The following is a 16,018-nucleotide window of genomic DNA, read 5'->3' as shown; positions in this document are numbered from 1 at the left end:
TAAAAACTTCACCAAAGATGAATTTTATCAGCTAATCACATCTCTAATTCGTAAAGAAGAAGCCAATCTTAAAATACTAAAAATCATTGAAAGCAGAGAAGAAACAGAAAGTAAAAATATAGAAAACCAAGAGACTGTAACGGACATCGAGGAATAGTCCCTTGTTTACAAGGGCGCACATATACACCTTAACAGGTGCGTGCGTTCTCCGAAGGCTCTTAGCAGAGGGCATATCGGCTAACGCTGATACAGGGGAGCTACACTCCCCTACGGAAATAAATTTCCTACCCCTTGTGTACTTCCCAAAAGAAATCGGATAAAAAGCTATCCGATTTCTTTAGGAAGTTCTATCTATCGCCACCATAACCATATCGGAAAATGGAAAGGAGGTTTTTTACTATGGCGATATATCATCTTTGCATAAAGATTATTTCAAGAGGCAAAGGCAAAAGTGCAGTAGCAGCTTCCGCCTATCGTAGTGGCGAAAAGATAAAAAATGAGTATGATGGCGAGGTTCACGACTTTACAAGAAAAGGCGGAATAGCCCATACTGAAATTCTTTTACCACAAAATGCACCACAGGAATTTTCAGATAGAGGGACATTGTGGAACAGTGTTGAGAAAATAGAAAAAAGTAAAAACTCACAGCTTGCAAGAGAAATTAAAGTTGCCCTACCTAAAGAATTAGACCGAGAAAAACAAATAAATCTTGTAAGAGAATATGTAAAAGAAAATTTTGTAAAAGTAGGTATGTGTGCCGATATTGCCTTACATGATAAAAATGATGGAAACCCACATTGTCATATCCTACTAACCATGCGACCACTAAATGAAGATACAACATGGGGAGCAAAATCAAAAAAGGAATATATCCTTGATGAAAACGGAGAAAAGGTAAAACTTAAAAATGGCAATTACAAAACAAGAAAGATAAATACAACAGATTGGAACGAGCAAGAGAAAGCGGAACACTGGAGAAAAGCATGGGCAGATATTACAAACAAATATCTTGAAGAAAACAGCATACAAGACAAAGTGGATCACCGCTCTTATCAAAGACAAGGCATAGAGCAAATACCAACAATCCACATGGGCGTATCAGCAACCCAAATGGAGAAGAAAGGCATAGCCACAGACAGAGAAAATATCAACCGAGAAATCAAACATCAAAATATGATTTTAAGAGAAATCTCAAGAAGAATAAAGGCATTACTAAATTGGATAAGAGGAATTGGAAAAGAAGAAAAAACAGAAAAAGAAAATACAAAATCCACCCTCTCACCCAAAGAGAACCTGTTATTCATCTTTGAAAATCTTATTCGTAAAAATGCAGATAACAACAATGCAGACTTGGAAAAATATATTGAGAGTTGTCAATTACTAAAAGAGAAAAACATCAATTCATTATCTGAACTGAAAGAAAGCATTACCGATTTACGAGATAAGAATTATAAGACCACAAGAGCTTTAAAAGACACTGAAAAGAAGATTGATGAAAAAACACAACTCATAGACCAATCAGAAAAATATTTGAAGTACAAGGACACCTACAAAGCCTATACCAAAACCAAGAAAAGCAAACAGGAAGATTTTTATAACGAGCATACGGCAGAGATTCTTTTATTTGAAAGTGCCAAGAAATATCTGAAAAAGCATTTAGGTGAAAGTAAGACCTTGAATATATCAAAATGGAAATCAGAAGTTGCCAATTTGAAAAAAGAGAAAATGAGCCTTTACAATCAGATATTAGAGATACGAGAAGAAGTAGGACAGGCAGAAAAAGTTAAGACCTGTATAGAGCAGTTACAGGAACGAGAAAAGCGACCATCACAGGTAAAGCAAAACGAGTTAGACCTATAAAACTAAGTGAAAAAATGCTATAATGATTTAATATAAACAAAATTTGAATTTGGCGGAGAATAGAAAATGAAAGTATTTCTTGAAAAAATAAGAATACCTCAAAAGGGTGTTACTTCAAAATATATATTGGCAACGGTAGGGTTCATGTTATTTGGGTTTGCACTTGGAGTATTTCAGAAATGGATTGATGGTACAGCAAGCAATTATTTCCCAATGATTTTTCAACAACTTGATGTTGTAAATTATTTTGGCAGATTATCTATATGGATTTTGCTTGGAACAATAATATCAGTTTATTCTAAATCTCCTTTGAGAGCATCAATTAACACAATTTCGTTCTTGATTAGTATGCTGATGGGGTATTATTTATATTGCAATTATGTTTTAGGTTTTCTGCCGAAAACTTATATGATGATATGGGTAGTGATTGCTTGTGTATCCTTTTTTATGGCATACATGTGCTGGTATGCAAAAGGAAAAGGGGTTTTTGCAACTGTTCTTTCTGGAACAATTATTGGAGTGTTATTTGCTCAGGCTTTCAATCTTAATCCCCTACAAGGCTTTTATATGTATGACCTTATGGAGGTTATAACATGGATAATAGGTGTTCTAATCTTGTATAGAAAGCCAAAAGAATTTGTTTTAGAATTAGGAGTATCCGTTATAGTTGCATTTATATTTCAATTGATTATTCCACATTGGGGATAACTAAAAATCCTAGCTTTTGTAAAAAACAATTTTTTAATAAAAACTAACACAGAAACAGTAAATCAAAAAGGTTTACTGTTTTTTCTTGTCCAAAAGTGAAAAATATCCTACAGAAAAAGCATCCATAAATATAAAAAGGTACTTGACAAAACGCTCTCTGCGGAACATGTTTAAATTAAAAAATGAAGTATTTATTATTAAATAGATACTTCATTTTTTATTAAAATATTTTTCAATTATTTATTATTTTTTTAAATTTATTATTTCATTAAATAAATCTGAATGTTCTTTAATTTTTTCTTCTCCTCCGATTACACACAGATAGTTTTTATCCATTGCTTTTTTAATTAAAGGTGCGAATTTTTTTAGATCTTCAAGTGTTGCGGATAGAGCTTCTTTTTTATGTTTAGAGAGTTTTTCTTCTGTGATATTTGACAAGTAACGCACAAGATTTATATCACCTTTTGCTGATGGACTTAAAAGCGGGTCAAAACTATTTACAGAGCCTATTATGAAATTTTTAAGTTCTGAAGTGCTAAGTGTCAGCTCTTCCAAGAATTTATACATATTGTCATATACATCAATAGTATTTTTTAAATGTGGATCTCTGTAAGAATAGCTCATCATGTCAGAAGACATTGTAAATTTAACTCCTGCACCATAAGCGCCACCTTTTGCACGAATATTGTAGTGCAAATAATTTGTTGAAAGTATGCTTCCGAGAACTGTAAGAATACCTGAATATTCTTCTCCAAGAGCTTCTATGTCGTATCCCTTAGATACATACTGAACACCCGCTGATGTTGTAAATGCTTGGTTTTTAGGTGTAGGTTCCATTTCAAATTCACTTATTTCATATTTTGAGTCATCTAATTTTTCTGCAAGTTCTAAGATATATTTCTTATTTATTTCAAGTGATTTTCTTGAACCTGTGTAGTTTATTACTAAGTTATTCTTGTTAAATACAAGTTTTTTAAGTTCTATGAGCGAAACTTTAAATTTTTCAAATTCTTCTTCAAAATTGTTTATCAAGTCGGAAAGGTAGAAATAATTTTCAAGTCCGTTAAGTTGTGCGTTGTATGCAGCTTGTCTTGAAAAATAGCTTTTTACTGTTTCCATTACTATATTATGACCATTTTGTAAAATTGTAGCTTCATCAGATGACTTTTCCATCAACAATAATTCTCTTATTCTGTTTTTATCATCAAATGTCGTAGAATTTATTATTTCTTCAACAAGTTGAACTGATTTTTCAAAGTTTACGTCGAGAGTTTTAAAACTCAAATTCAATCTTGGGGAGAAATTGTTTTTTGTTGAGTAGTCTTTGTAAGTCGTAGGGTTTATTACAAAACCGCCCATTGTTTTATAGATTTCGGAATCTAAGCAATGATAGTTGTATTTTTCGGTTGATAATTTTCCGATGAGATCTGTCATAATTGACATATCTTTTAATTTATCTTGTGATATATGTGCTATGTCAAAACTTAAAGTTATATATGAAATTTCATTTGTGAATTGTTCATTAAATAACAGTTTTGCATGTTTTTCATCATAGATTTCATGAGGTATGTGTGTTATACCGTCTTTTATATCGGATAATTCAAGAGAAGGAATTGTATTTTTATCTTCTTCGGAGTCTTCGGTCATTTGAAATTCAATAAGTTCTTGATGTTGTTTGATTATGTTTTCAAGTTCTTCATCCGATAGAGTCTTTTTATATGCTTCAAGTTTTTTAGCACATTCATTTTCTTCAATAACACTCTTATTAACTTCAGGAACAACTGAAATTAAGATTGAATAGTTGTTGTTTAAAAGTTTTTTTTCAATGTAATCTTCAATGAAGTTTGAGTTTATTTTTTCCCTTATTTCATTGATTAAATCATTTGCCTTTAATCCGTCTATTGGACTTAAATCATACAGCCATAAATTTAGAGCACGTATATAATATATAATTGAGCGTTGCGTACCGCCGCCTTCCCTAAAAGCAAATTCAAATTTGTTTAGTGTAGCTTCAAGTAAATTTTTATCTATTCCATTTTCAACTACTTTTCTTAGACAGTTTTCTATGATGCTTTTAAACTCATTAATTTTTGAACTGTCGGTATTTTTGGCAACAATTGATAAATCAAGAGCTTTTGAAGTTGATGTTTCCGCATATACATCTTCTGCAAATCCATTTTGAAGCAGTGCAGTTTTTATAGGAGATGAGTTTGAGTCGATTAAAAGCTCTGCTAAAAAATTTCTCATAAATAAATCAAGTTGATTATCTGCATTTCCAAGGCACCAACTATATCCGAGAAAATCTTTATTTTCTCCGAGTTCATTTTCAGATACGCTATATGTTTCTGTAACTCTTTCTTGTTTTTGAATAGGGTCATTTAAAATTATTTCAGAGTTAATTTTTTTATATTCAAAATTACTTAGATACTCTCTGTCGATATAATCAAGAGCTTCTTCCATATCAAGATCACCGTATAAATATATATATGAATTTGAAGGATGATAGAATTTTTTATGGAATGCTAAGAAGTTTTCATAGGTCAAATTAGGAATATCTTTAGGGTCCCCGCCGGAGTCAATTCCGTAAGAGGAGTTTTTGTGTAAATTAAATGTAATTGCATCAGATACTATATTTTGAGGATCTGAATAGACACCTTTCATCTCATTATACACAACACCGTTATATTTAAGAGGGGCTTCCTTATTTTCAAGTTCATAATGCCAGCCTTCTTGTAAAAATATTTCTTTTTTTTCATACATTCTCGGATAGAAAACGGAATCTAAATATACATCCATTAAGTTATAAAAGTCTTTTTTGTTTCTTGAACTCACAGGATATATTGTCTTATCGGGAAAAGTCATAGCATTTAAAAAAGTTTGCATACTTGACTTGATAAGATCCATAAAAGGTTCTCTTGTCTTATATTTTCTTGAACCGGAAAGAACACAATGTTCTACTATATGTGCAACACCGGTTGCATCTGTCGGAATAGTTCTAAATCCTATACCGAATGCTTTATTTTCATCATTATTTGATAGAGTGAGGATTTTAGCTTTTGTAGATTTATGTTCATACACTCTTGCAGTTGATGCAACCTCACTTATATATTCTTCATTTAAAAGTTTATAATTGTTCATACTTGCCTCCTTAAAATTATATTATACTCGAAAAAAATTATTTTAGTATAAAAATACAACATTTTTAAAAGATATTTTTCTATAAATTTGTTGAAAAATAAATATTCCAAGAGTCATAAAAATCTTTTTTTTGTAATGCCTATGTGATATTATTAAGAAGTAATATTTTTGTTTGTAAGTGATTTCCGAAGTACCGAAATTTATTTAAATAAGAATATTATAGTATGTTTATAGGGACTTATTAGCATGAGGAGGGAATTTTTTTATGGAGAGTAGCTTTTTTGAGAAGAGATTTAAGCTTAGTGAAAGAAAGACTGATGTAAGAACTGAAATTGCTGCGGGACTTACTACATTTATGACAATGTCATATATTTTGATTGTGAATCCGAGTTTGCTTTCACAAACAGGAATGGATAGAGGAGCTGTATTTACTGCAACTATAATTTCTTCGGTAATTGCAATTTTGATTATGGGATTTTACGCAAATCTTCCGTTTGCATTAGGACCCGGTATGGGACTAAATGCGTTTTTTACATTTACAGTTTGCATGCAAATGGGGAAACCCTGGGAATTTGCATTAACAGCAGTATTTTTAGAAGGTATTTTATTTATATTATTATCAATGTTTAAAGTTAGAGAAGCAATTTTTGAATCAATTCCGTTAACTTTAAAAAAAGCTGTATCGGTAGGTATAGGACTTTTTATCGCACTTATAGGATTTACAAATGCTAATATAATAGTACCGGGAGAAGGCGTAATTTTATCTCTTGGAGATCTACTTACACCGAACTCGCTCGTATTATTTTTTGCATTATTTTTGATGGGATTTTTAACAGCTAAAAAAGTTAAAGGAGCTTTACTTCTTGGAATAATAGGATCGACAATTTTAGCTCTTATTTTAGGTGTATCTCAATTACCTCAAACTGCAATATTTTCATTACCACCGTCAATTGAGCCGATAGCATTTAAGCTACAATTAAACAGTATCTTTACATTTGAAATGTTTTCGGTAATGTTTACATTTTTATTTGTAGATTTATTTGACACAATAGGAACTCTTACAGGAGTAGCTACTAAGGCGGGATTATTGGATGAAGATGGAAAGTTACCGGATGTAGGAAAGGCACTTCTTGCAGATGCAATAGGTACAGCGGCAGGAGCAGCTCTTGGAACAAGTACAGTAACAACATTTGTAGAAAGTGCAAGCGGGGTTGCAGATGGAGGAAGAACAGGACTTACTTCACTATCGACAGGATTTTTCTTTTTGATTTCACTGTTTTTCTTTCCGCTATTTTCAATAGTGCCAACAGAAGCTACATCAGCAGCTCTTATCGTAGTTGGATTATTTATGATGAGCCCTATAAAGGAAATAGACTTTGATGATTTTACAGAATCACTTCCTGCGTTTTTAACAATTTCAATGATGCCCTTTGCATACTCAATTGCAGAAGGTATTGCATTTGGAATGATGAGCTATGCATTGTTAAAAGTAACAACAGGAAGACGCAAAGAAGTATCTCCGATAATGATACTCCTTGCAGTAATATTTTTGCTTAGAATATTAAAACCGTTATTTCCATTTTAACGGAAAAAAAGAGTATATCACAGTAAATGATATACTCTTTTTTGTATAACCTATTTTGTAACAGTAATTTAATATACTAAATTTATAATACATAATATAATATAAATAGAGGGGTGATTATGTGATAAAAATTAGGAATATGATTGTATTTGTTTTTTCCATATTATTAATTACAATACAAGTATATGCAAAGGAAGATATTCAAGTTGTGCTCGAGCATCCTGCTATATATTCTGCGCAGGAGGGGGACAAGTTAAATTACCAATTGAAGATAAGTCTTCCGGAGAGCTATGAAAAGTATTATAAATCATTTGCAGTAACTGTACTTATGGATTCAAACCTTTCTGTAGTTGAAAATAAACTGGACGGAATAGAACTTGTCGACAGTAAAATTGAAGTTAAAGTTACAAGTGTAAAGAAAAATACTCAAAATTTAGTTACACTATCTATAAATGATGTAAATGTGTTAAATGGACTTAGAAACTTTACTTTAAATATATCTACAGTAGTTAAAAAGGACACGGTATCCGGAAGTAACTTTAATAATTCATTTGTTTTATCCTATGTTGATAAGACCGGTTCAGAAAGTTCACAACAAAAAGATATTACATCAAATACGAAGGTACAAGACGGCAAAATAGTAGTTAGTGATGTCTTTTCAAAATCAACTGAGGTAACAGGAGTAACTGAAAAAAATTCAAAGATAAAGATTTTGATTGAGGGTAAAAAAATTGCAGAGGGAATAAGTGATAAAAATGGCAATTTTAAGATTGGAATAGAACCTCAAGAAGTGGGAACTAAATTAAATATTGTAAGTTATTTTACAAAAGATGCAGAAGATAAGACGGCAAGTGTTATAGTTGTTGTAAAAAATAAAGAGGATTCTTATGTGGCGGGAAGCATGGTAGATGAAAGCATTAAAAGTTATGATGAAAATAAAATGAAACTTTTACATGACTATGTTGCTATGGCAAGAGATCTTAATGTATCGTCAGTAGAGAAAGAACATGCTGCAAGACTTATGGCTGCTGTTGCCAACGGACAATATATTGAAGTTAAGTCGAAAGTTTCAGGAGCTGAAATTGAAGATGCCATAACAAAATTGAAGGAAGCTGTTGCCATTATAAGAAAACCGTTCATGAACGGATATTCAAAAACGACCTTCGGACCAAAAAATAATATGAAAAGGGCGGAAGTTGCAAGTGTACTTACAAAAATATACCTTGGAAAAGATGCACAGGGAGTTTTCAGTTCATTTAGTGATGTAAGTCAAGAAGCATGGTATGCAGATGCAGTTGGATTTATGGAGAAAAAGGGTATAATTACCGGATACAACAATGGTAAATTTATGCCTGAAAAGTCTATAACAAGAGCAGAATTTGCAAGTATAATTTCAAAATTTGCAAATATAAATATTGATAATACGCCTTTATCATTTAATGATGTAAATGAAGAACATTGGGCAAAAAATGCTATAGATGCGGTAACATCAAAGGGGCTCATGAATGGAAGAGGAAAGAATTTATTTGCTCCGAATGAGCCTATAACAAGAGCGGAAGTTGCAACTGTATTAAATAAACTCCAAAATAGGACTCCGAATAAGGCATTTATGGATTCATATAGTAAAAATCCATTTAAAGATGTCAGCAGCAAGTTTTGGGCATATTATGAAATATTGGAAGCGACAGGGAATTAAATTTATATTAAAAAGTAATTAAATTTAAAAAAATATATAAAAATAGTGTAAATTTTAATAAAAGGGGTATTATTTAATTAAGTTATAATATGGGGGTAATAAAAGTATGAAAAAATTAACAGAAACAGTACAATCAGGAGATTGGAAAAATGAAAAACACGTGCCTGTAATACACGTTGAAAATAATGGTGAAGAGCTTGTAGTAAAAGCATTTGTAGGAGAAGAAATAGCACATCCAAATACTTTGGAACATCATATTTCTTGGATTAAGTTATTTTTCCAACCTGAAGGAGCAAAATTTCCTATTGAAATAGGAAGTTATGAATTTAAGGTTCATGGAGAAGAAGAACTATTTACTAAACCTGAAGTTGTTTCTACATTGAAAACTACTAAAAAAGGAATATTATATGCAATGAGTTATTGCAATATTCATGGACTTTGGGAAAATTCACAAGAAGTTTAATGCTTTATAGAGGATCCTCTTTTGAGGATTCTTTTTTATAGGGGGTATGTCATAAGTGAACGAGACAATAAATATGCAGCTTAATCATAGAACTATCAGAGAGTTTGATAACAGAGCGGTTGAAGATGAAGTATTGGAAGAGTTGTTTGAGGTTTTTAATAGAGCGCCAAGTTCAACGGGACTTCAACAATGTTCAATAATAAGAGTCACTGATCAGAAAATAAAAGATGAAATAATGAAAGTATCCACTCAAAAATATCTTGCAAAATGTCCCGAATTGTTAATATTTATAGTAGATATTTATAGAAATTCGAGAATAGCAATAGAAAACGGATTTAAAGATAATTCATATAGAGATATGGATAGATTTTTTCAAGGATTTACAGATGCGCTTGTAGGAGCTCAAAATATGGTGAATGCCATTGAAAGTTTAGGACTTGGAGCAGTCTATTTCGGATCTATTTTAAATGATTATGACAGGATTTGTGAAATCTTGAAATTGCCTGAATTAACATTTCCAGTTGTTGGACTTGGATTCGGATATCCTATGCAAAATCCTCAAATTAAACCTAAAATGCCTGTAAATTTAAAAATATTTGAAAATAAATATAAAGTATTTGATAACTATATGGATTCCATTAAAGGGTATGATGATGAAATGACGAACTACTATGATACAAGAGATGAGGGAAGAAGATCAGATTGTTTTTCAAAGCAAGTTGTTAAGAAATTTGAAGATATAGTTATAAAGAGAAAAGATGTTTTAAAATCTATTGCCAAGCAAGGGTTTAATGTTGAATAGAAAAAAGCTATTGTCAAAACAAAAGTTTCGACAATAGCTTTATATATTTATGATATTTTTATCAATTTTTTCAGCTAAAACAGCTTCATCAATTAAGCTTATTGTATTGTACATACTTTTTACAGCACTAATTGAAATTCTGAAATTTCCGTTTTCATTTTTCCCCTTTAATACTAAAGCATTCGGTTTTTTATCATAATAAATTGATTTGAAATCAGAGTATTTTATAGGTAGATTTCCAAATACAATTCCATCTTCAAAACTGCCTATCACAGTTCCGAACATTTCTCTGCCGTATTTAAAAGAATTTGTATTGCTGATAGAATACACATTTATATTTTCAGAACCTTCTTTTTTAGGGAATACACCACATAAAAGATTAATTATAAATGTCATTAGTATAATTATAACTACAATAGGTCTTGCAACTGTATTTAAAGCTGAATTATCTCGGATATATAATTGCTGTATAAAGTAACAGTTAATATAAATTAAAAATGCTATGTAGACAAATAAATTCATTATGAAAGTAGTTTTTGATATTACAAGTTTTTTTAATTTAAACATTTTGCTATAATTTGAAAATAATTCAATCACAGTTGATAAAAATAGATAATTCATTATAACCCAGAATCCTACAAACATTCCGGAGCCCTTTATAAAAGCACTATCTCCCATAGTAAATTGGCAATACATAGGTAAAATAGCTGATATTAAAATAGTTGCACCCATTTTTACGTTTTCGTTCTTCATTTTGCACCTCCACTATGAAATTATAACATATATTTTAAAAAAATAATGAGAAAAAATGATAATTTAGTTTAAAATTGATTTAATGGGGTATTATGATAATAACACTTGTGAATGAAAATTGTGTAGACAAAAGAAAGCGTGATACCAATGAAGATTTTAAGTAAGACATTGCTTTAGAATTTAAGGTATGGTGATTCCATTGAAAATACAGAATAAAAGCCTTTTTGAAAGAGAAAAGGCGAGCAGACAATCACAATAAAATAAGATTGAAGTAGTTAAATACTAAAAGCTGAAACACTTATGTTTATATAAAAATATTGTGATCTAAAAAAACTTAATATTAAATTTAGTCCGACATATTTTGTCGGATTTTTTATACTTAAATTATTAATATAAAAGGTTAAAATATATCTAAATATTACAAAATTAACTTTTCAAATACGGCCTATAGGTATATAATTTAGTGTAATAAAATTTTGAGGAGGGAATTATTGATTATGAAGAAGAAAATTTTATCATTAATTATGATTTTAGCTATGATGTTTTCTTTAGTAGCATGTACTCCAAACATGAAGGCATATGTTGCTGAAGCAAATAAAGTAGCTGAGTGGAAGGGTTATGACGTAGATGCAAAAGCTGAGATGAAAGTATCTATGCAAGATGAAAAAAATGGTACTATGACATTTTCAGTTCCTATGACTATCAAAGGAAAAAGCTCAAAAGATATGGCTGAATTAGTAATGAATTTAAACGTTAAGTCAATTAAGGAATTGGCAGCTAAAGAGGGAGAAGATGTTAAATCTGTTCCTGACAGCATAGAATTTAAAGTTGTAACAGACGGTAAGAAAGTTTATATTGCAAAAGAGGTTTTTATCAAACTTCTTGGAGATGATGTTCCGAAGGCAATAAAAGAAGCTAAAGAAGAATATATTGCTCTTGATACTCAATTTGCAACTGCACCAATTCCGGTTGCCGCATCAGAAAAAGCTAATACAGGAAATATGGATATGAAATATCTACAAAGTGCTGAATTTAAATCTGATGTTATGAAAATTTTTGATGCAGCATTCGCAGATTATAAACCTGTTGTTGATTTTAAGGTTGAAGGAAACAAATTCAGCTATGAGGCAACTATCGACGAACTTACAAAAGAGGCGGTTAATGTTGCAAGTACAATAGCCAAAAATTGGGAAAAAACTGAACCTACTTTAACTCCTGTATTAAATAAGATGGGAATTAAAGTAGTTAAGGAAGACCTTAACAAGGGAATGTCTGAATTTAAAAAAGATGAATTTGAAAAATCCGCAGAACAAGTTAAGGAAACATTAAAAGGTTCAAAAGTTAAATATAATGTAGAATTTAAGGAAAATTCATTTGTTCAAAATTATGACATTACATTTAACATTGATAAAGTAATGAAGATGGAAATGAAAATACAGGAGACAGACACAAAACTTGAAAGTGTAAATATAGCTATTCCTACATCAGTTAAAAATATGACTATGGAAGAATATGTGAACTTATTTATGCCTGAAAGCAAAGAAACTGCTATATTAGTTGCTTATAATGGAGAAATGATTGAATTTGAAGATCAAGAGCCTGTTATAAAAAATGACAGAACATTAGTGCCATTTAGAGCATTACTTGAAAAAATGGGTGCTGAAGTTAAATGGGACGCAGTAACTAAAAAAGTTACAGCTGTAAAAGACGGTAAAGAAATCATTCTTGAAATTGGAAACAAAACAGCGGTAGTGGACGGAAAGAAAGTCGAAATGGATGTTCCGGCACAAATTCTTAATGACAGAACTATGATTCCTTTAAGATTTGTATCTGAAAATTTAGGTTACAAGGTTAAGTTTGATAATTCTACAAAAGGATTATACTTAATTGATATTTACAATATTAGCGATGAAGAGTTAGCAAATAAAATTAAAGGTGACTCTAAAAATTAAAAAGTTTATTTTAAAAGCTCTCGGTTTAGAACTGAGAGCTTTTAAAATATAAATAAAAAGTATATGTATAAAGACATTTTTGTAAATCAATTAAAAAATTTCCACAAAAAATTTGTTCTTAATTTTGTGGATAATGTGTATAACTTTGGGGATAAAGTAAATAAGTGCATTAAGAGGAAATAAGAACTGGGGATATATAAAAAACGAGTAAAATGGCTTTAATTACAGAAAAACTTATATTATGAATGATATTGTAGATGATAATGAGATGTTTAGCTATGTTAAACCTGTGAATAAATTGCCGGGTTAATAAATTTATTAACATAAAAATTAAATCTAAATACATAGCTGTAGATATTTATTGGATATAATATTAAACCAAAATTGGATTACATAACTTAGGGGCAGTTTGAAATGAAGAATCAGTTCTCCATTTCAAACCAAGCTTCATATAAATTTTCAAGTTCTTCATTTTTGACATTTCTTGTTTGAGATAATTTTTGAACTTTTTCTATGTTATTATATATTTCGGGGACAGATAGTTCGATATCAATTTCATTTATTTCAGATTCAATTTTATGGATTGCTTCTTCAAGATTTTTACGTTTGGCTTTTTCTTTTTTCAGCTGTTCATTTTTTTGTTTTTCAAGTTTTTTAATATTATTAAGTTCAGTTTTTGAAATATATTTTTCTTCATCGTCTGTTATGGGAGAGGTTTTTTCTAAGTAGTAATTATAATTTCCCAGATATTCATCTATTCCGTTTTCAGACATTGCAAATATTTTATTGCAAACTGAGTTTAAAAAATATCTATCATGTGATATTGCTAAAATTGTTCCATCATATAAACTTAAAGCTTCTTCTAATGCTTCCTTTGAATCAATGTCAAGATGATTTGTAGGTTCATCAAGGAACAACAGATTTGCCCCTTTAAGCATTATTTTAAGCAGGGATATGCGCCCCTTTTCTCCGCCGGACAAATCATCAATGAGCTTAAAAACATCATCACCTATAAACAAAAATTTTGCAAGATATGAGCGAATTTCATAGTGATTTAGATGCGGATATTCATCCCATATTTCATCAATAACTGTATTTTGAGAATTTAGATTTTCCATTTCTTGGTCAAAGTATGCAGTGCTGACTTTTGCACCAAAATTAAATTTTCCGTTATAAGAATCTATTTTCCCTGTCAGTATTTTGAAAAGAGTTGATTTACCGACACCATTTGAACCGATAAGACCGATTTTATCTTGCTTGTATACATTGAAATTTATATTTTCAAAAATTTTTGTTGAGTTATAAGATTTAGAAAGTTCTTCGACTTTTAAAACCTCTCGTCCGGATTCATATTTTGGTGAAAATCTAAAAGATGTTTTTTTAATATCTTGCGGTGGAGGAAGTTTTTTCATTTTATCAAGCAGTTTTTGTCTTGATTTTCCCTGCCTTATAAATCTGTCTCTTCCAAGAGAAAGGTATCTTTCTATTATTTCTTCCTGACGTTTAATTTCTTTTTGTTGATCTTCAAATTGTTTTTTTAGAAGTTCGAGTTGGATTTTACGCTGTTTTACATATACGGAATAATTGCCTTTAAATGTTGTTACAGTATTGTGTTCAAGAAGTGCTATTTTATTTACGACATTATCTAAGAAATATCTATCATGAGATATTATAATCATAGCACCTTTAAAGTCTTTGAGATATTTTTCGAGCCATGATATTGCATTGATATCTAAGTGGTTTGTAGGCTCGTCAAGTAACAATAAGTCAGGTTCACTTAAAAGTAGCTTTGCAAGAGATAACCTTGATTTTTGCCCTCCTGAAAGTTCATCTACATTTTTGTCAAAATCTTCTGTTGTAAAGCCCAATCCTATCAATGTGCCACGTATTTTAGACGGATATGAATAGCCGTCAAGCTCTGAAAATTTTTCTTGTAGTATACCATACCTGTTTACATCTTCATCAAAATTTAGGCTGTCAGGATTTGAAATTTTGATTTCCAAATCTCTGAGTTCTTTCTCTATTTTTATTAAATATTCAAATTCTTTTTCACATTCAGCATATATGGAGTTTTGACCGGTGCTTTGTAGGTGTTGTTTTAAATAGCCTATCTTTAAATTTTTAGGTATAAAAATATTTCCGCTATCCTTAGAAATTTCATCTGTAATTATATTAAACAAAGTTGTTTTACCGCTTCCGTTATTTCCGATAAGACCTATTTTATCTCTGTCTTCCACTATTAAATTTACATTTTCCAAAATTAAGTCGGTTATGTATGACTTATTTAAATTAGATATACTTAATAACATAATTCACCTCGGAATTTTATTGTATCAAAATTTACAAATTAATAAAAGATTGATATAATACTATGTGAAAAATATAGGAGGTGTGCAGGTGGCAAATAGGGTTAACAGAGTTTCGGAAACTGTAATTAGAAGATTACCTATATATCATAGATATTTAACGGAAATTTTAGATAAAAAAATAGAGAGAATATCATCATCTGAACTTAGTAATTTAACAGGCTTTACAGCATCTCAGATAAGACAGGACTTAAATAATTTCGGCGGTTTCGGTCAGCAAGGATATGGATATAATGTTTCTGATTTAAGAGATGAGATTGGAAATATTCTTGGAATGGATCATATCTATAAAACTATAGTCATAGGAGCAGGTAGATTAGGTTCTGCAATTGCAAGATATAGCGGTTTCAGAAAAAGCGGTTTCAAAATTCAGGCGCTTTTTGATTCCGATAAAGACATTGTCGGAAATGATATAGATTCAATACCGATATTGGATGCTGATGATTTAGAGGAATATGTAAGAACGAATAAGATAGATGTTGCTATAATAACAGTACCTAAAGATCATGCAGTTGAAGTAATAAATGATCTTATAAGCTATAAAATAAAAGGTATATGGAATTTTGCACCTATAGATATAAGTGTTCCCGATGATGTGGTAATTGAAAATGTAAGACTTAATGATTCTCTTTTAAAATTATCATATTATTTAAAAGAAAATAGTTTAAAATAGAGGTGCTAAATGTACCTCTAAT

Annotated in this window: 11 protein-coding genes; 8 read left to right on the top strand and 3 right to left on the bottom strand. The window is 30.4% G+C overall.

All coding sequences use genetic code 11. The features are described from left to right. The first annotated feature begins 399 nt into the window (after positions 1-399). Both mobQ and HMPREF0629_RS00790 read left to right on the top strand, forming a co-directional pair. Positions 400-1,860, top strand: a complete 1,461-nt coding sequence (mobQ, locus tag HMPREF0629_RS00795; RefSeq protein ID WP_009221471.1) for a MobQ family relaxase — start codon at positions 400-402, stop codon at positions 1,858-1,860. A 66-nt stretch (positions 1,861-1,926) separates the two neighbouring features. Then, positions 1,927-2,568: a hypothetical protein gene (locus HMPREF0629_RS00790; RefSeq protein WP_009221470.1), complete on the top strand. Its 642-nt coding sequence runs from the start codon at positions 1,927-1,929 to the stop codon at positions 2,566-2,568. A 243-nt stretch (positions 2,569-2,811) separates the two neighbouring features. Here the strand turns inward: HMPREF0629_RS00790 and HMPREF0629_RS00785 are convergent, their stop codons facing one another. Further along, a complete protein-coding gene (locus HMPREF0629_RS00785) occupies positions 2,812-5,706 on the bottom strand; it encodes an insulinase family protein (RefSeq protein WP_009221469.1) in 2,895 nt (964 codons plus the stop codon). A gap of 265 nt (positions 5,707-5,971) precedes the next feature. Here HMPREF0629_RS00785 and HMPREF0629_RS00780 point away from each other — a divergent pair, with 265 nt between their 5' ends. From HMPREF0629_RS00780 to HMPREF0629_RS00765, 4 genes are all read left to right on the top strand, one after another. Next, positions 5,972-7,291, top strand: a complete 1,320-nt coding sequence (locus HMPREF0629_RS00780) for an NCS2 family permease (protein ID WP_009221468.1) — start codon at positions 5,972-5,974, stop codon at positions 7,289-7,291. A gap of 121 nt (positions 7,292-7,412) precedes the next feature. Beyond that, positions 7,413-8,987 (top strand): S-layer homology domain-containing protein, encoded by a 1,575-nt coding sequence (locus tag HMPREF0629_RS00775; RefSeq protein ID WP_050747979.1) that lies wholly within the window; start codon positions 7,413-7,415, stop codon positions 8,985-8,987. Between the two features lie 106 nt (positions 8,988-9,093). Then, the gene (locus HMPREF0629_RS00770) at positions 9,094-9,450 is read left to right on the top strand and encodes a class II SORL domain-containing protein (RefSeq protein ID WP_009221466.1); all 357 of its coding nucleotides are present in this window, start codon (positions 9,094-9,096) and stop codon (positions 9,448-9,450) included. Positions 9,451-9,505: 55 nt separating this feature from the next. Continuing rightward, positions 9,506-10,252, top strand: coding sequence for a nitroreductase family protein (locus HMPREF0629_RS00765; protein WP_009221465.1), 747 nt, complete (start codon positions 9,506-9,508; stop codon positions 10,250-10,252). A 39-nt stretch (positions 10,253-10,291) separates the two neighbouring features. On the opposite strand, the gene HMPREF0629_RS00760 is transcribed toward HMPREF0629_RS00765, so the two are convergent. Then, positions 10,292-11,005 (bottom strand): hypothetical protein, encoded by a 714-nt coding sequence (locus tag HMPREF0629_RS00760; protein WP_009221464.1) that lies wholly within the window; start codon positions 11,003-11,005, stop codon positions 10,292-10,294. A gap of 497 nt (positions 11,006-11,502) precedes the next feature. Here HMPREF0629_RS00760 and HMPREF0629_RS07610 point away from each other — a divergent pair, with 497 nt between their 5' ends. After that, positions 11,503-12,957 (top strand): copper amine oxidase N-terminal domain-containing protein, encoded by a 1,455-nt coding sequence (locus HMPREF0629_RS07610; protein WP_141553384.1) that lies wholly within the window; start codon positions 11,503-11,505, stop codon positions 12,955-12,957. A gap of 422 nt (positions 12,958-13,379) precedes the next feature. Here the strand turns inward: HMPREF0629_RS07610 and HMPREF0629_RS00750 are convergent, their stop codons facing one another. Continuing rightward, a complete protein-coding gene (locus HMPREF0629_RS00750; RefSeq protein ID WP_009221462.1) occupies positions 13,380-15,266 on the bottom strand; it encodes an ABC-F family ATP-binding cassette domain-containing protein in 1,887 nt (628 codons plus the stop codon). Between the two features lie 88 nt (positions 15,267-15,354). Between HMPREF0629_RS00750 and HMPREF0629_RS00745 the strand changes: the two genes are divergently transcribed. After that, complete coding sequence (locus tag HMPREF0629_RS00745; RefSeq protein ID WP_009221461.1) at positions 15,355-15,996, top strand: redox-sensing transcriptional repressor Rex; 642 nt, start codon at positions 15,355-15,357, stop codon at positions 15,994-15,996. Positions 15,997-16,018: the final 22 nt, after the last annotated feature.

The organism is Peptoniphilus sp. oral taxon 386 str. F0131, assembly GCF_000090945.1.
GTDB lineage: Bacteria > Bacillota > Clostridia > Tissierellales > Peptoniphilaceae > Anaerosphaera > Anaerosphaera mikwangii.
Note: the sequence above shows the minus strand (reverse complement) of the source record. Positions and strands in the feature narration are given on the sequence as shown.